At 41.5% G+C, this 18737-nt stretch carries 12 protein-coding genes and 1 tRNA gene; 8 read left to right on the plus strand and 5 right to left on the minus strand.

The features are described 5' to 3' along the window. Nucleotides 1–10: 10 nt before the first annotated feature. Nucleotides 11–3424, minus strand: a complete 3414-nt coding sequence (locus F2B13_RS18235) for a SusC/RagA family TonB-linked outer membrane protein (RefSeq protein ID WP_149275311.1) — start codon at nt 3422–3424, stop codon at nt 11–13. Between the two features lie 501 nt (nt 3425–3925). Between F2B13_RS18235 and F2B13_RS18240 the strand changes: the two genes are divergently transcribed. The 7 genes from F2B13_RS18240 (at nt 3926) to F2B13_RS18270 (ending at nt 11150) form a co-directional block, all read left to right on the plus strand. Continuing rightward, entirely contained in the window at nt 3926–5434 is a 1509-nt protein-coding gene (locus F2B13_RS18240) for a sodium:solute symporter family protein (protein WP_149275310.1), read from the plus strand. Between the two features lie 2 nt (nt 5435–5436). Beyond that, a complete protein-coding gene (locus F2B13_RS18245; RefSeq protein ID WP_149275309.1) occupies nt 5437–5652 on the plus strand; it encodes a hypothetical protein in 216 nt (71 codons plus the stop codon). A gap of 15 nt (nt 5653–5667) precedes the next feature. Next, complete coding sequence (locus F2B13_RS18250; protein ID WP_149275308.1) at nt 5668–5892, plus strand: hypothetical protein; 225 nt, start codon at nt 5668–5670, stop codon at nt 5890–5892. 14 nt (nt 5893–5906) lie between these two features. After that, nucleotides 5907–8510 carry a glycosyl hydrolase 2 galactose-binding domain-containing protein gene (locus F2B13_RS18255; protein WP_149275307.1) on the plus strand — a complete coding sequence of 868 codons (2604 nt, stop codon included), beginning with the start codon at nt 5907–5909 and terminating at the stop codon, nt 8508–8510. Nucleotides 8511–8540: 30 nt separating this feature from the next. After that, nucleotides 8541–9821, plus strand: coding sequence for a DegT/DnrJ/EryC1/StrS family aminotransferase (locus F2B13_RS18260; protein WP_149304805.1), 1281 nt, complete (start codon nt 8541–8543; stop codon nt 9819–9821). Between the two features lie 9 nt (nt 9822–9830). Continuing rightward, entirely contained in the window at nt 9831–10838 is a 1008-nt protein-coding gene (locus F2B13_RS18265) for a Gfo/Idh/MocA family protein (RefSeq protein WP_149275305.1), read from the plus strand. 228 nt (nt 10839–11066) lie between these two features. Continuing rightward, nucleotides 11067–11150, plus strand: a tRNA-Leu gene (locus F2B13_RS18270). 117 nt (nt 11151–11267) lie between these two features. Here F2B13_RS18270 and F2B13_RS18275 read toward each other — a convergent pair. Then, nucleotides 11268–13688, minus strand: a complete 2421-nt coding sequence (locus F2B13_RS18275; protein WP_149275304.1) for an Ig-like domain-containing protein — start codon at nt 13686–13688, stop codon at nt 11268–11270. 400 nt (nt 13689–14088) lie between these two features. Here F2B13_RS18275 and F2B13_RS18280 point away from each other — a divergent pair, with 400 nt between their 5' ends. Continuing rightward, a complete protein-coding gene (locus F2B13_RS18280; RefSeq protein WP_149275303.1) occupies nt 14089–14988 on the plus strand; it encodes a MerR family transcriptional regulator in 900 nt (299 codons plus the stop codon). 82 nt (nt 14989–15070) lie between these two features. Here the strand turns inward: F2B13_RS18280 and F2B13_RS18285 are convergent, their stop codons facing one another. The 3 genes from F2B13_RS18285 to F2B13_RS18295 all read right to left on the minus strand — a co-directional run bounded on the left by F2B13_RS18285 (nt 15071) and on the right by F2B13_RS18295 (nt 18530). Further along, nucleotides 15071–15631, minus strand: a complete 561-nt coding sequence (locus F2B13_RS18285; RefSeq protein ID WP_149275302.1) for a TlpA disulfide reductase family protein — start codon at nt 15629–15631, stop codon at nt 15071–15073. Continuing rightward, a complete protein-coding gene (locus tag F2B13_RS18290; protein WP_149275301.1) occupies nt 15628–16191 on the minus strand; it encodes a TlpA family protein disulfide reductase in 564 nt (187 codons plus the stop codon). The genes F2B13_RS18285 and F2B13_RS18290 overlap by 4 nt, the downstream gene beginning before the upstream one ends. A 71-nt stretch (nt 16192–16262) precedes the next feature. Continuing rightward, on the minus strand, nt 16263–18530 hold the full coding sequence (locus F2B13_RS18295; protein WP_149275300.1) for an aconitate hydratase: 2268 nt from the start codon (nt 18528–18530) through the stop codon (nt 16263–16265). Nucleotides 18531–18737 lie beyond the last annotated feature (207 nt).

The following is an 18737-nucleotide window of genomic DNA, read 5'->3' on the forward strand; positions in this document are numbered from 1 at the left end:
ATGGCACTTACTAGAAGCCTACGTTGAGTTTAAAACCTATCGGAATTGCCCATGGGTTCACGTTAAAGCGTTCAATACCTTGCTTGAACTGAATACCGCTTCGCCCTTGGGTATTGGATTCTGGCTGAAAGGCCATTTCTGGGTCAATGCCGATGTCCGCTTTAGTCCATAGAATGATATTTCGACTGAACAATGAAATGGCCATATTCTGTAAACCAATTTGTTTTATAGCCCTAGTTGGTATGCTGTAGGTCAGCGAAATTTCCCTCAATTTTACATAATCTGCATCGAAGGTGGCGTTTCTTGTAAAATCCCAACCATAATGATCTTGATACCGCGTATAAATCGTACCAGGACCTCCTAAGTTCTCCGCAGTAGCTACAAAATTGCCATTCTCATCATAATCGCCCTGAACCCCTGGCATAAATACGCCATCGCTCAGGGTTATTCCCCCCTCCTCAACAGGAAAGCCTCCATCTTCGGCCGTAGGCCCACCAACCAACACGTAAAACTCGCCATCAGGGGAAAGAAACTCGTCTGCATTCTCCCGTAAATAGGCAGGTATATCACCTACACTGTTGAAGTTGTGCAATTTATCCAACCATCGCTGGGTATGCATGTCCGACTCGCCATATCGATGGGTCTGTGAAACGAATTGCCCCCCTTTACGCCAATCGAAGTTCATTGAAATGGACCAGTTCTTGTAAGATGCACTCGTGGTCATACCTACATTAAAGTCTGGATTGAAATTCCCGATAATGGGCGCGACTCTCTTACCATTTTCGTCTTCCCTTGTTCGATCACTACTTTCAAAGCCCTCATCATCTATAATAGGCCAGCCGAAGTAAGGCGAGTTAGGGTCTTCCACACGAACCATAGCGGCATCGAAAATATTACCAATTTCCTCTCCCAACCAAGTAATAGCACCTCCACGGGCATCTGTCCATAAGGTTATGGAATTCATGCCGTCGGCCAATTCTTCGACCCTGGTTCGGTTACGGTTAAATATAAAACCCATATCCCATTGCCAGTCGTTGTTGGTTATAATAGTTGCATTGAGACCGGCCTCGATACCTTCACTTGTGAGCAGACCGGCATTAATAAATTTCGAATTATAGCCTGACGAAATCGGAGTGTTGACCGGAAATATCTGATTTCTGTTCTCACTCTTGTAATAGGTAGCGTCAAAACGTAATCTATTGTTGAAAAAGGCGAAATCGGCACCCACTTCCCAAGAATTTTGGGATTCAGGCTTCAATTCGGGGTTAAGAAGATTACCCGGTACGGACAACAAGGATCCCCCATTCCACGAATTTCCACTATTTAAGATGGGTTCAAGATTATAAGGATCTGTATCGTTACCCACCTCTGCATAACCAGCGCGGAGTTTTATAAGCGAAACTGCCCCTCCCAAATTTAAGGCCTTGTTGACCAATAAACTTGAAGATATCGAAGGATAGAAGTAAGAATTGTTTCCACTAGGCAAAGTGCTCGACCAGTCGTTTCTTCCTGTTACATCAATATAGAACATATCCCTAAAACCGATACTTGCCAGGCCATATAAGCTATTTACTTGTTTTTCTGAGGAATAGGAATTATAATCCAAGTTTTCAGGAGCGATATTGGCCAAGGTGAAGAGGTTCGGTGTCAAAAGCCCTTGACCACGGTCTTTGGTCGCGTTCCTCACGGTTGAAGTTCTATTGACCCGTTTGTTACCACCAAAGGATACAGAAAAGTCCCAGTTGGTCAGTTTTTTGGAATACGTGAGCAAGAAATCAACGTTAATCTCATTTCGAAATATATCGGTAATACCATAAGCTCCGTTCATCTCGTTCGTATAGCCATTTGATATTTTGGATTCACGTACTTCGTTCACCTCATCAAAATTATAACGAAGCATAGCGGAGAACTCATCCGTGATAAACCAGTCTCCCTTTACATTTCCGTAGAACCTATTCCTTTCAAAACCATTGTTCACCTCATTGGCCAAAAAGTATGGATTGTTCCATTCGGTCTCGGTAGGATCATCGCCAAATGCATAAGGTGAGTTTTGATAAAGACCTTCATACCCATCCAGCCAGTAATCTTTCATTCCCCGCACATCGATGTGAGGTGCTATTTCGTACATGGCTTGGATAGGATTGGCACCACGGTTTCCGGCAGGGCGGTTATCAGAGGCGGTCTTCGTATAATTCAAACTAGAACTTACGGTTATTTTATCGTTTAGTTTAAGCGATGAGTTCAGGTTTATACTGTTCTTATCTAAATCAGTATTGGGTATAAAACCCTTGTTCTGCATATTCGTATAAGATAATCGATAGTTCAATTTATCCGTATTGTCCTGAATAGAGATATTGTTTGTCGAAGTTATTGCCGTATTGAAAAAATTACGCGCATTATCATACGATTTTAATTCTCTGGGCACGGGCACACCGCTAGCAATTTCCTCTGCGGTATACGGCCAATGTATGGCCCGTATTCCTTGGTCAAGAGGGGCACCGGCCCAAGCCGATGAAGTTTCTCCTACTATAATTGCCCCATAGCTATTCGACGGAAAATTATCTGGCGTGTAAGGCCTTGAACCTGCTGCAAATTTTCTATGCGTATCTAAATAACGGTACGGAATATCGAACACAGTACTGGAATTGATAGTTACCCCCAATCCCTTTTTTGCCTTTCCTGATTTAGTAGTAATCAGTACCACTCCATTACCCGCTCTAGAGCCATAGAGCGCCGCAGCACTGGCTCCTTTAAGAATGGTCATACTTTCAATATCGTCGGTATTGATGTCGGAAATGGCATTTCCATAATCCACCCGGTTATCACGCCCGACACCGCCCACATTGTTCAGTGAATTGAAAACGGGCACCCCATCGATTACAAATAAAGGCTGATTATCACTTGAAAGCGAGGTGGCTCCCCGAATGACCATGCTAACGGATGATCCTGGCGCCCCTGTACTATTGATGGCAACCCCCGAAACCTTTCCGGACAGTGCGTTCAGTGCGTTTTCTTGGGGTACATTATCAATGGCATCTCCATCAATTTCACTGACGGCATAACCTAGTGATTTTTTCTCCCTTGAAATTCCCAAGGCCGTTACCACAACCTCGTCCAATTGCTCTGAAGACTCTTCCAAAGTAACGTCGATACGAGAGCGATTGCCCACAATTACTTCTTTGGTCTGCATTCCTATATAGGAAAATACCAGAATCGAGTCGTCCCCGGGTACGGTAATAGCATAATTACCATCAAAATCGGAAGTAGCCCCCTGGGTCGTACCTTTAAGCAAGACCGTCACCCCTGGCAGTACGATCCCTTCGGCATCTTGTACTGTACCACTGACTTCTTGCTGGGCAAAGACCTGACCTGCGACCAAACCGAACAATATCAGTAGCGCAGTCTGTACTATTTTTCTTTTCATCTTAAATGTGTTTGAATGGTTTAACAGTTTGTTAAGATTCACAAATCTATTTGAAATAAGATTTTGAAACACATAGTATATTATTGAATACTAATAATATTTTGTCACCATATAAGATATTTTCAATGATAAGCTCTAATAAGGTTAAGATATCATTATTAAATAGCAAAATTGTTTTAGGCAAGTTTCGACACTTTACGTGAGGGCTTCAGTATTTATTAAATAATACTTCATTCGCTTATTGTGTCGTCATAGCTCAAATACTTTGCTTTCTCGGCAAGCCCATACCCAAATAAATAGGGCAAAAGCTATTTTAGATGTTAAGGATGAAGATGAACGAAGCATGAAGGAGAACTCAGACTATACAAATTTTACCTTATTAAAGTAATTAAAGGGAAATAGTTCTGAAGTTCGGTATATATACTATGTAAAAGGAACAAGATTTAATAAAGCTTTTCACCCACATTCAATTTAATTTGCAGTGTACGAAACATATCCATTATGCTTACTGGAATCGATTATTTTGTAGTGATATCCTATATTTTAGGAATGTTGTTATTGGGACTTTATTTCAAGAAGTTCGTCAACAGTTCAGAAGATTATTTTCTCGGTGGAAAGAGTTTGCCTTTTTGGGCCATAGGAATGTCAATAGTAGTTTCCGATATTGGTGCCCTCGATTTTGTAGGCGTATCAGGGCAAGCATACCGCTACGGGGTTTCAGTAGGTAATTTCGACTGGGTGGGCTCTGTACCTGCAATGATTTTGGCCGCATTCATTTTTATTCCCTATTTCTGGCGAGGTGGAATGTATACTATTCCCGAATATTTGGGCAGACGGTACAATCGCTCCGTTCGTACGATTGCTTCAGTCACATGGATTTTGTTCTTCGCCCTGGATCTCGGTGTTTTGTTTTGGGCCAGTGCCGTACTGTTGAATGTGCTCATGGGATGGCCTATCTGGATATCTATCCTTTCTACTGCCGGCGTAGTAGGCCTCTATACTTATTTTGGAGGAATTACCGCCGTGATTATGACCGACGTAGTACAAATGATAATTATGTTCACAGGTGGTTTCGCCTTGGTTTTTCTAAGTCTAGATGCCGTTGGGGGGTGGGACAATATGGTAGAGAAAATTAGCACTATGGGGCCCGAGTACAGAAATCATTTTGATATTATTCAACCTGCGGACACTACATCACCCTTTCCGTGGACCGGTATTCTCTTTGGGCTTACCTTTGTTATGGCCAATGCCTATATGATAGGAAACCAATCAATTGTTCAGCGCTGTCTTACGGCCAAAAATGAATGGCATGCCAAAGCTAGTATGATTTTTGGTTCAGCCTTGAAAATGTTTATTCCTATTTTGGTCTTATTCCCAGGGCTTATGGCTCTAGTGGTACATCCCGGCCTAGAGGATGGAGACCAAGCCCTGCCCCTTATGATAAAGAGTATCTTGCCTCCAGGTCTGGTAGGACTAATGTTCGCTGCCTTCTTTGCCGGCCTTATGTCGAGCGTCGATTCATTGTTGAACTCTACCGCCACGCTCTTTACAAAGGATATTTACGAGCCATTCTTTAAAAAGAATGCCAGTGACAAACATTATCTCAAAGTAGGGCAAATTACGACCTTGGTGTTGTTGATCATCGGGGTGATAACCTCGCCCATCAGTAGTGATTTTCCAGGTATCTATGTAGCCATCCAAACATTCATGTCATACTTCCAAGGGCCGCTATTTGCCATTCTCCTCTTGGGTATTTTTTGGAAAGGAAGTACACAATGGGGCGGACTTTTAGCCTTGGTTATTGGTATAGGCTTCGCTATTTTTCTCAATGTATCAAAAGATTCCTTTTTTACCATCGAAGACCCTTTCCTCTATATTTCATGGTGGTCGTTTATACTTAGTTTTATCGTCAATATTTTGATTAGCCTTATGACCGAAAGGCATACTGATCTAGCATTACAAGGGCTTGTATTCAATGCTAAAATCTTCACCAAAAACGAAAAAATTTAGTTATGTTGAATTTTGACTGGCTTTCCGGAATATCACAAGAGACGGCGAAGATGGTCTTCTTTTCCCTTTATATATTCATAGGCTTACTAGTACTTATCATTCCTAATGAATATATTTTTCAAGGCGTGGCGAAAGAAGAAAGGTTCTGGTATAAAAATCTCAAATTATGGGCTTTGACGGTTCTGGGTATTTTGGCGACTATTTATTATCTCTTTTGAACAAACAGCTTTTCTATGAAAAATCTTGAAATCGATGCAAAAATCAAAACAGCACAAATTAATAATGCCTTAGGGGTTTTTATTATGGTGTTTGGTCTGATCGTCCTATTCGCCATCACCCATACCGTTACTTTCGTACAACAAATGACCGATTTGGTCGCCGGATTGTTCTTAATCGCCGTTGGCGGTGGTATGATCTGGAAATCAAGGAGATCCTTGAAAAAATTTAAAAAAAAATAGGAAAACCATTAGGGATGAATCCGTTCAAAATAAATCTCGACCAAAACTGGAAAATAAGATCATCGTTAGATCTGCCCTATCAAGGAAATACGCTATCTACAGACGAAAAAATAACAACTGATTGGTTAGATGCGGCCGTACCCTCTACCGTTTTGGGTACTTTGGTTGCGAACAAGGTTTACAATAATCCGTATTTCGCAGATAATTTAGGAAAGATTCCCACGGGCCAATTTAAATCACCATGGTGGTACACTACCCATTTTGAAATTGAAGAAAATTTCAAAAACCACTATGCGAACCTGAAAATCGACGGAATCAACTATAAAGCGAATATTTGGCTGAACGGCGTATTGATTGCCGACCGAAATACCATCAATGGTGCCTACAAACGTTTTTCACTAGATATAAGCACTAGTACAGAAGTTGGAAGAAATCTTTTGGCCATTGAAGTAATTCCTCCAAAACCCGGTGATTTTAGTACAGGTTTTGTGGATTGGAATCCGGCACCGCCCGATGGCAATATGGGAATTTTCCGCCCTGTATATATAGAACTTCATGGCGGTGTTCGTATAGAAAATCCTTTCGTTCAGTCGAGAATTGATGCTATCGACAAAGCCGAACTTATCGTTTCTACAGAACTCCATAACGATAGTGATCGACAAATTGAGGGTCATATTCAAGGATCAATAGGACAGGTCGAATTTTCTCGGCATGTGAATCTTATGCCCGGAGAAATGCAAGAAATCGTCTTCGATCCTTCTGATGTTCCTCAGCTCATTATCGAAAATCCAAAGTTATGGTGGCCAATACATATGGGACCCCCCGATTTATATGAGCTACACTTACAATTCAACAGTGCGGATAAAGTGCATAGTGATAAGAAAACAAGATTTGGAATTCGAAAGGTTTCCGACTATTGGATAGATGGCGTACATCGGGGATTCAAAATCAATGGACAAAAAGTATTGATTAAAGGCGCGGGTTGGACGGATGACCTTTTGCTCATGGACACGCATGAAACTGTAGAGACACAGGTCAGGTATGTCAAGCAAATGAACCTGAACTGTATTCGATTGGAGGGCTTTTGGGGAAACGACCAAAGGCTTTATGACCTTTGCGATGAATTGGGCATTCTCTTGATGGTAGGGTGGAGCTGCCATTGGGAACATGAAATTCATATGGGGGTTCCGGTAGACGAGCGGTTTGGGGGTGTTTATAATTCAGAAGACATTGCACATGTGAGCCAGGCATGGCAAGATCAGGTAATTTGGTTGCGCAATCATCCCAGTATTTTTGTATGGACCGTGGCCAGTGATAAAGTGCCTATCACGGCATTGGAACAAAAATATATCGAGACCTTTGCTACTTATGATCCGACCAGACCCTATCTGAATTCTACAGGTGGTGTAGGTAGCGATCAACACGTAATCGGAAGCGAAGACGTCATTAGTGAAATAAGTGGATCTTCGGGGGTGAAGATGCTAGGCCCCTATGATTACACGGCACCTGTCTATTGGTACAGCGACACAAAATTCGGTGGGGCGTATGGTTTCAATACAGAGACCGGGCCGGGGGCACAAATACCCCAGCTAGACAGTTTGAAAAAATTTATACCCGAGGAAAAACTATGGCCCATCAATGACATTTGGAATTACCATTGTGGACTTTATGAATTTAACAATCTCGATCGTTTCACAAGAGCGCTGAACGAACGTTATGGTGCGCCAAATTCGATAGAAGAATTCGATACCAAGGCCCAGGCCATGAATTATGAGTTAATGAGGCCGATGTTCGAGGCTTTTCAGGTGAACAAAACAAAATCAACAGGCATCATTCAATGGATGTTAAATGCCGCTTGGCCCAAGATGTACTGGCAATTGTACGACTATTATTTACGGCCAACGGCCGCTTTCTATGCCGTTCAGAAAGCTTGCACCCCCCTTCACCTTGTCTACAATTATGATGACCACCATATCTATCTGATTAACGACCATTTCAAACCCATCAGAAATTTGACCGCCGTGGTTCGCCTTTATGATATTGACTCGCAACTCTTGTCTGAAGAAGAAACAGGCATCGATGCCTTACCCGATTCATCAACAATACTCCATGAAATACAATTGCCCGAGAGTATTTCTTCGACCTACTTCATCGACCTCCGTTTGAAAAATGCCTTGGGTACCGAAATAGATCGTAATTTTTATTGGCTTTCGACCAAAGAAGAAGTATTGGACTATGAAGCTGATTTGGGGGAATTTGCGTTTCATACACCTAGTAAACAATATTCAGATCTGAGCCAATTGAATATGATGGAAAGAATAAGACTGAACGTTTCATGTCATATAACAGAGCACGAATCTTCTAAAGAAACGTTGCTTACCATTGAGAACGATAATCCTACGATAGCTTTTCTGATCAATCTCGAATTGGTCGACAAAAAGACCGGGGAAAATATAGTGCCCGTGTATTGGAACGACAATTTTATCACCTTAACACCCTATGACAAACGAACCGTCCGCGCCGTTTTCGAATCAAAAAATCAGGTGATGTTACGGCTTAAGGGATGGAACGTAGCGGAAGATCAATATGAGGTAGCGACAACCCAGATCGCAATGTAAGAAGGTTTCTAATTTCAAAGAAAAAAAGTAATGACAAGACTAGCGCTTGCCGGAGGAAGTCCCTCTCGCAACATACAAAAAAATCCTTGGCCCAAATGGCCCGTGTGGGGGAAAGAAGAAGAACGGGCTCTTATCGAGACGCTTAATAGTGGGGTCTGGTCGTACAACGGGCCCAAAGAAACCGAGTTCAATAAGCGATTTGCAGAATTCACCGGGGTTCGCCACTCTATATGTACAGTAAATGGAACGGTAACCCTTCAAATTGCTCTTGAAGCACTTGGCATAGGCATTGGTGACGAAGTAATCATACCGGGCCTCACATGGCAGGCCACCGCCGCTACCGTAATCGATGTGAATGCTACCCCCATTTTGGTCGATGTTCTCGAAGAAACCTGGTGTATCGATCCCAAAGAAATTGAAAAAGCCATTACCCCGCGAACAAAAGCCATAATTCCCGTTCATTTGTACGGGGCGTTTGCCGATATGGATGCCATCATGGCCATAGCGCAGCAACACCATTTATATATCATCGAGGATTGTGCGCACAAACACGGCGGTGAATGGCGAGGAAAGAAGGCCGGAAGCATTGGCCATATAGGCAGTTTTAGTTTCCAACTTTCTAAACATCTAACCGCAGGAGAAGGGGGTGCCGTGACCACTGACGATCTTCAACTGGCCGAAAAATTGGATGCTTTAAGAAACTGCGGCCGCAGACCCGAAGGTGATTCGCTGATCGGGGCCGATAAGGGTATCGGGGATTATGGCGATGATGGGAATTTCATTCAATCGGGCAATCTGAGAATAACCGAATTTCAAGCCGCCATTCTTGTCGAAGGACTTAAAAGATTACCCCAACAAAATACTACCCGAGATGCCAATGGCTCGTATTTAAACGAATTACTTAGAGATATTCCAGGTATCTCACCCTTGGTAAGAGATGAGCGGGAGACCAAAAAAGCCTATTTCAATTTCGCATTTCGGTACCACAGTCACGAGTTTAAAAACTTGCCTGTATTTCAGTTTAGAAAGGCCCTAGAAGCTGAACTGGGCATTGTTGTCGACGCTTGCTATGAACCTCTTAATAATTGCTCTCTATATGTTCCGCATACAAAACCGGCACGTCATCGATTAAGTGAAGAATATTGGCAGAATATCGATCCCAAACGATTCTCCCTTCCAGTATGCGAAAGGCTTTTTAATAAGGAATCAGTCTGCCTACACCATAAAGTTTTAATGGGAACGCAAGCAGACATGCGACTGATCGCCACCGCCATTCAAAAAATCTATGATCATGCCGAAGAATTAAGGTAAACAATTACGATGGAAAAAATAAGAATTGCCTTAATCGGAGCCGGATATATTGCGCATTACCATGTAAAAGGATTATTAACCTTGCGCAATGTCGAACTCGTCGCCGTTGTGTCTAAACAAATCGAGAATGCACGAAAATTTGCTAAAGCCTATGATATTCCACATGCGTTTTCGTCCATTTCCAAGGTAATCGAAGATCATGACATCGATGCTGTCATTATCAGTACCCCCAATGCATTACATGCTCCCTATGCAATAGCCTGCCTAGAGCACGGCAAAGATGTTTTTCTGGAAAAACCAATGGCGATGAACTCCTTGGAAGGCCGACAAATCGATAAAATCGCCGAAACCTGCGGTAGGTTGGTCATGGTCGGGCACATGTGGCGTTTTGATACAGAAACCCAATATCTTAAAAACATCATTGAGAAAGATACCTTGGGCAAGGTTTTCAAGACGAAGAGCTATGGTATTCATGAAAATTGGGGCCCTTCGGGTTGGTTTACTGAAAGTAGGCTTGCAGGAGGAGGTGCACTAGCGGATATGGGTGTACATGCCATCGATACGATCAGGTTTCTTTTAGGCGATCCGGCTCCGATTCGCGTTTTTGCACGCATCAGCACACAATTCGGAAATTACGAAGTAGACGATACTGCGATTTTAGTGATTACATGGGAAAATGGAACGGAAAGTATTATAGAAAGTGGATGGTGGCATCCGCATATGGATGGACCCGAAGCAAGCAGTGGAATTTTTGGCACTAAAGGCTATGCGAGCTTATTCCCTACTTTCTTGAAGCTTTCAAAAGGGGTAGAAAAATTTGAAATTGTCAAACCGGAGTTTCCAGTGAGGGAGGAACACTGTGATCAGAAAATTTACACCCGGCAAATGCAGTATTTCGTAGATTGTATTCGTAAAAGAACAAAACCGGTTCCCGGCTTACATGAAGGGCAGACCGTACTTCAAATCGTGGATGCTGCCTATGCCTCTTCGCAAGAGGGAAAAGTAATCGACCTATAGAGCACATATTCCAAGACTCCACACCGATTTAATTAACCTATGTTGGCCCGTTCGACCGTATGTAATTATAGAAATATAAGGTGTACCCTAAGTTCTTAGACAATTAAAAAGGGGGTACTAAGGAGTCAAAAAAAAATTAGTTGCTCAAATTTTCAAAAGTTCTTTGAATACGACATTTATTTTGACAATATTTGCACCCGGAAAGAATTTTGCATCACCATATAGTATGCGCACGTGGCGGAATTGGTAGACGCGCTAGCTTGAGGGGCTAGTGACCATTAGGTCGTGGAAGTTCGAGTCTTCTCGTGCGCACTAAAAACTAAAAGACAAAAATTAAAGTATTTCGAAAAAGAATTCGAAGGCTTTAATTCTCAAAACAAAAACCCCCGAAGGCTCGGGGGTTTTTTATGCAATAGTAATTGAATCATATTATTTTATTACAAATCTGAAATACTCGCTATCTGATTCCAAAATATAAACTCCAGGGGCTAAAGTCGACACATCGACCTGTGCTTCTTTACCAACTTGATCAAGCGTCTTGATGACCCGTCCTGAAAAATTTCTGATTATGAGATCCTGTGATTTTTTTTGAAAAACGTTCATCACGCCATTTTGAACCGGATTAGGTGCTACTCTCAAGGAAATGGCGTTACTAACCCCCTTATTTTCCAACAATACAACACCCGTGCTTTTTGCCACATTGAAACTACTTGCGGAAATTTTAATGGTCTTGGAAACCACTTCTCCTTGGTCATTGGTAACCTCAGCTTTTAACGTATGACTTCCACCACTAATATTCTGAATGACATAAGGTGTAAAATAAGAACCATCGGTATCTACCAAATTGCCGTTAACAAAGATTCTATATTTGACGATGTCAGTGTTTGTATTTTTAGCTTCTACACTGACCGCCACATTATCTCCGATGCTAAACTCAGCCCCATTAGATGGAGTTATTACAACCTCCATCCCTTTGTCATTGTCCTTCGGCGAAATAGGACTGTCACCTACGATTACCGTTACGGTTTCCGATGTTTTTAATCCTATATTGTCAGTCGCCTCCGCCCTAATAGCATAAGTCCCTTGTTCTGCGTTGCTAATTTCATGGGGGGTAAAATAAGCCCCGTCGGTATCTACAAGATCGTTATTTACAAAAATCTGATATTTCTCAATATTATCACCTTCCAATAAATCTATGGTTATTGTTTCGCCTACTGCAAAACTCTCTCCCTCGTCAGGACTTAGGATACTGAAAGGTTTGCTTTCTGGCTTTGGGGACTCGACAGGTTCACTTGGTGCTTCACTCTTTTCCTCCTCTTCAATTTCTTGAGAGCTCTGAACCACCGAAATTTGAACTGTTTCCGTAATCATATTACCCGCACTATCGGTGACCTCACCCTTTATGGAGTAATTGCCGTTTTGAACGTTTTTTAGCACATGGGGAGTAAAATTGCTTCCATCCGTATCAACTAACTTACCATCGACAAAGATCCGATACTTTACTATACTTCCTGAAGCGCTATTTCCCGTAAGACTGATTGATACGTTTTCGCCCTCAATGAATTTTTCTCCAGCACTTGGAGCTACAGCGATCGATATATTATTGTTTTCCACTGGAGTAGGAGGAGCGGGCTCTTCCGTAGTCTCTTCCTCTTTTGGGGCTACCGTTATATTTACTGAACTTTGCACAATCTCACTTTTCTCGTTCGTAACTTCCGCTCGTATCTCGTACTCACCAGCAGGAATATTTGTTTTAGTAAAACCGTTATAAACATTTCCATCTACGTCGGCCGAATTACCATTGAGAAAAATCTGGTGCTTTATAATATTTAGTGATCCACTTGTGTTAAGCTCTACCGCTACATCATCGCCCTGAACAAATTTCTGATTATTGTTGGGAGACGTAATCGCAACTGTCGTGGGGTTCTCAATGGTTGGGGCAGAATTTTGATCACAAGGGTTCTCCATTAGCTTTCGAAAATCATCCGAATCGGGGACCTTATTCCCACCGTTAAATGGGCCACCCGAAATCAAATAATAAGACATACCGGCATCGGAGGAATCAAATTTTCCACCAAAAGGGTTTCTACTGAACAGCCAACGATTAAATTCATAATCGCTGTCACGCATCCAGTACCAATCCCTTGGGTGCGTTTTTAGATTAGCATTTTGATCGTTCAAGTCACCCGGGCCAGAACAAGACCCCTCACAATTTTCAATAAAAAAAACGCCTCTGCTTTGATATTTGCTTTTCAAATCATTCCAATCATGGGCATCACTGCAATGTGTATGGTTTTGGTTCCATGTAGAGTGCGATACGATGGTAACGTTATTAAAACCTCCAGTAGCTTTTTCAAGAGCCCGCCATACCGTTTCCATAGGTCCCCCGGCGATAATCCATAGAGGATTAGCGGAGGTAGATTTCTCGATTTCCAAGGCCATTTTGTTCGTAGAAGAGCTGCCGCGCCTTTCGTAATCGTACAAAATATCTGAATCGTACCCAAATTGAGAAATAATTCCGGAAGCCGTTGTTCTCATATTCTGTGAATCATCGCCCTCACCAACTCCAGAACCATCCGTCTCTTGGACATCGATATTACATACATGATTGTTGTATTCGATTTGAACTACTTGATCTTGAAGACCAGCGGCCCACCAAAGGCCAGCGGCATAACCCATGGCAATAATATCATCGTCGTCGTGAACATTTCCGTCGAAACTCAGTACAACCCTACCTCCCGGGAAATTAACTTCGGGAATAGGACTGCAATTAGAGGACTGACTGTGACTGAATGAAAGAGAAAATAGGAATAAAAGAGAAAAAATAAATGAGGTGTAGTTTTTGTTCATGGGGGAATTTAGGTTTGAAGATTATACTTTTTTATCATTTATATACGAATACAAATAAGGTTTTGGGTGTTAAAAAGTTAAAATTTATGTTAAAAAAAGGTATTTCATCGGTTTTTCGTGCATTTCACATAGTTAAAACATCATTTCTTCGGAAATATTATGTCCCTAATTTTAAGTCGGTTAAAAAATTTGAAGATTAGTAAAAACACCACACAAACGAAATAAAGATCCTTTAAAAAAAAGACAACTATACTCCAGTGATTAGTGAGTACTTCTTACCCTATCCCCTAAGACAGTCCACAGATGCAACTATCCGTACAACTGTATATAAAGTAGACTTATTTGTATACCGCAACTTTAAAGAATTATCATACATTTGTTTAATCCTTATGATTAAAAAATGAACAATATTAAAAAACAATTCAGTATTCGAGACTTGGAGAACCTTTCAGGAATAAAGGCCCACACTATTCGAATATGGGAAAAGAGATATGATTTGCTATCTCCGGAAAGAACGGAAACCAATATAAGGACCTATAGTCTCAAAAGCCTTCAAAAACTTCTTAACGTCACGCTTCTCTATAACAACGGATATAAAATTTCTAAGATCGCTAAAATACCACAAGGTGACATTCCGGTTCTTGTGCGACAAATCGTATCAAAGAAAAGTGTTAAGAATCATGCGATCAACGCTTTAAAAATAGCCATGATCAATTTCGACCGATCACTTTTTATGGAAACTTATAAGGGTATGTTGGCGAATACCTCTTTTCGTTCAATTTTCAAGGATATTTTCATTCCGTTATTGAACGAGTTGGGCTTACTTTGGCAAACCCATACCATTAGCCCAGCACATGAGCATTTTATTTCATTTCTGATCAAGGAACAGATCATAGTAAATACCGAAAAACTACAAAATCATTACCCTCAAAAGACCGATAAGGTGTTTGTACTTTTCCTTCCGGAGAGCGAAATACACGATATAGGTCTACTCTATTTAAGGTATGAAATCTGTCTTAAAGGTTATAAAACTGTCTATCTAGGAGATAATGTTCCGCTTAATAATCTAAAAGAGGTCTTAAACTATTTCGAAAACATTCATTTTGTCTCTTATTTTACGGTAGAACCTAACAAAGACACAATTGATGATTATATGAAGAACTTTTTGGAGACGACTAAAGACTCTATTAATACAAAATTCTGGGTATTGGGTTACCAAACAGGGTGCTTGAACAAAGCAGAACTTCCAGAGTCCATACAAAGCTTTACTTCTATTGATGCCTTAACTTCAAAACTCTAAAGGCGGGCCATCGAAAACTTTGTTAAGGTTATTCTTAATTGGGGAGTAACATTGTCCTTGGTGAACTAGCGAACTATTATAATCATTTTATAAGTTCATCTAATAGTCTCCGATATTGTGAACTGTTCCAAGCCCTTGGCCCACTCTCTGCGATCTTAATGGTACCTTCTTTATCGATAATATATGTCGTGGGCAGTGTTTTTGATGCTATTTCGTCAGGAATCTCAGCTTGCGAATAATAAATGGGCAACTCAAGTTCCCTTCTTTCGAGAAAGGATCTTACTTTCTTGGTGTCTTCTTGGGTTACGAGTAAAAAAGTGACCTTGGATCCATAATCGTCATAAAGTTTTTGAATTTCTGGCATTTCCTTTATACATGGCTTGCACCATGTGGCCCAAAAATTAAGAAATACTACTTGACCTTTCACAGACTCAAAGCCAAACGGCTTGGTCTGGGCATCTGCCAATTGCCAGGTATAGGCTTCACCGCTTAGTTTAAGGTCTTCCTTGGCACTCACCGATAATCTCGCCAATAAAATTCCTGTGTATCTGCGTACAGTGCTTCCAATTGGAGATAGACCCAATATTCCCAACAAAATGAACGCCGAAATGATCAGAATTTTATGTTTGGAAAAGAATTTCATTGTTCTTTGATCAGGTCATCTAGCAATTGGTAGATTTTTTGGTTGTTCCAATTGGCGATATCATTTTGATGCACTACTATATTACCTTTTTTATCGAGAATGTAGGTTCCTGGCGGTTTCAATAATTGAATGGGACTCGGCTCCCCAATAATCTGATAGGTAATTGGAAAGGAATACCCTCTTTGCGCCATAATTTCTTCAGGGTCTTCCTTTTCTTCATCTGTGATGATATAGAACTTGACCTTGCCCTTATACAGTTCGTACAACTCTTGTATATCATCTAATTGTGCTCTTGACGGCAGATTCCAAGAGGCCCAAAAATTTATAAATACAACATGATTTTTGGCTTCTTCAAAATTGAAATAATTCCATTCGGCATCTTTAAGCTTCCAGTTGTAATCGGCTATTTTCCCTTGATTCTGACTTCCTATTATCGTAGGTACGCTTGCGAACCATTTATTCAGAAGTTCTTTGCTGAAATCTCCGAGAGGAGTAATAAAGAAAGATAGTATCAATACGATCAGTATAACATTTGATACCGTTTTTCTTTTAATTTTCATTTGAAATATTTTACCAAAACTAAAAAACTCCTGATTGCATCAGGAGTTTTTTATTGATGTATTAATGTCGCTTATGCGGCATTTTCCCTTTTTATGACATTCAATGCTGATCCTTCATTGAACCAACCGATTTGAGCGCCATTATACGTATGGTTCGCCAAGATAGTATCTCTGCTTCCATCGGAATGCACCACTTCGATTGTCAAAGGTTTATCAGGTGCAAACTCCGAGATATCCAAAAAATTAAAGGTATCGTCCTCCTGAATCAGGTCATAATCCTTCTCATCGGCAAAGGTCAGGGCCAGCATACCCTGTTTCTTCAAATTGGTTTCGTGGATGCGGGCAAACGACTTCACCAAAACAGCGGCAACTCCCAAATGACGTGGTTGCATTGCGGCATGCTCCCTTGATGAACCTTCACCGTAGTTATGGTCACCTACTACAATCGTCTTGATGCCCTTGGCCTTATAAGCACGTTGTACATCAGGCACTCCACCATACTCACCGGTCAATTGATTTTTGACAAAATTCGTTTTCTTGTTAAATGCATTTACGGCACCAATAAGGGTATTATTCGCAATATTGTCTAAATGACCCCGAAAACGCAACCAAGGTCCTGCCATAGAGATATGATCGGTGGTACATTTTCCAAAGGCCTTAATCAATAACTTGACCCCTTGAAGTTGTTCTGGGGTAATAGGTTCAAAAGGTTCTAATAGTTGCAGCCTTTCTGAATCCTTTGCTACTTTTACTTCCACATCGGATCCATCTTCCTTGGGTGCCAAATAACCCGCATCTTCAACTTCAAAACCTTTGATGGGCAATTCGATGCCCATAGGCTCTTCGAGCTTAACTTCCTCTCCGTCTTCGTTGACCAACGTATCGGTCATAGGGTCAAAATCGAGCCTCCCTGATATCGCAATGGCCGCCACCATCTCAGGAGATCCCACAAAGGCATGAGTATTTGGGTTTCCGTCGGCCCTTTTTGAAAAATTACGGTTGAAGGAGTGCACGATCGTATTCTTTTCATCTCCTTTCAAATCACTTCTATCCCACTGACCTATGCATGGTCCGCATGCATTGGTAAAGACAGTAGCACCTAAATTCTCGAATATTTGTAAAAGACCATCACGGTCGGCCGTAAATCTAATTTGCTCAGAACCAGGATTAATACCAAAATCGGATTTAGGTTTGATCTTTTTATCTACAGCTTGTTGTGCGATGGAAGCGGCACGCGTCAAATCTTCGTAGGAAGAGTTGGTACACGACCCTATCAAACCCCAATCTACCTTAATAGGCCAGTCGTTATCTCTTGCCTTAACGCCCAATTCTCCCACGGGCGTCGCCAAATCTGGAGTAAAGGGTCCGTTCAAATGCGGACGCAACTCGTCAAGGTTGATTTCGATCAACTCATCAAAATAGCTTTCAGGATTCTCGTAAACCTCCGAATCAGCGGTCAAATATTCACGTATTTTATTGGCTTCGTCAGCGACTTCGCTTCTATCGGTAGCCCGTAGGTAACGCTCCATTGAATCATCATATCCAAAAGTTGAAGTAGTTGCACCTACCTCCGCACCCATATTACAGATTGTTCCTTTACCGGTGCAGGATAGGTTTTTGGCTCCTTCCCCAAAGTACTCGATAATAGCTCCCGTACCTCCTTTTACCGTTAGAATACCAGCTACCTTGAGAATAACATCTTTAGCGGAGGTCCATCCAGAAATGTTTCCTGTCAACTTAACCCCTATAAGTTTTGGGAATTTCAGTTCCCAGGCCATTCCTGCCATAACATCAACAGCATCTGCACCCCCTACCCCTATGGCAACCATACCGAGACCTCCTGCGTTGACCGTATGTGAATCGGTACCGATCATCATTCCTCCAGGAAAAGCATAATTTTCCAAAACCACTTGGTGTATAATACCTGCTCCTGGTTTCCAAAACCCGATTCCATATTTATTGGAAACTGACTCCAAAAAATCAAAAACTTCAGCACTGGTACTGTTGGCCGATTTCAAATCGGCCGCCGCTCCACTCTTTGCTTGAATCAAGTGATCACAATGCACCGTGGTAGGTACCGCCACCTTCTTCTTTCCGGCCTGCATAAATTGCAGCAGTGCCATTTGAGCCGTTGCATCTTGGCAGGCAATACGATCGGGGGCAAAATCAACATAATCCTTTCCTCTTTTAAAAGCTTTGGTAGGATTACCATCCCATAAATGGGAGTATAAAATCTTCTCTGAAAGTGTAAGGGGCTTCCCAACAATCTCGCGTGCCTTGTCGACACGTTCGGCCATATTTGCATAGACCCCTTTGATCATATCGATATCGAATGCCATTATCTGTCTGTTTTTAGGTTATTGTAATCCCGTAAAATTAAGAAAATAAGAAGCGTAAATAAAATTTTAAGACAGGTATTGAACGGTTTTTTAAGAATTACCGAAGTACTGAATCCTAACTCCTTTAGCTACTCACCTATTAGTCTTGGGTGGCTAAGAAACAAGACATTTGATGGAATGAGGAAATCAAAGGCAGCAAAAATTAAA

The sequence above is a fragment of the Pareuzebyella sediminis genome (genome assembly GCF_008367235.1).
GTDB lineage: Bacteria > Bacteroidota > Bacteroidia > Flavobacteriales > Flavobacteriaceae > Pareuzebyella > Pareuzebyella sediminis.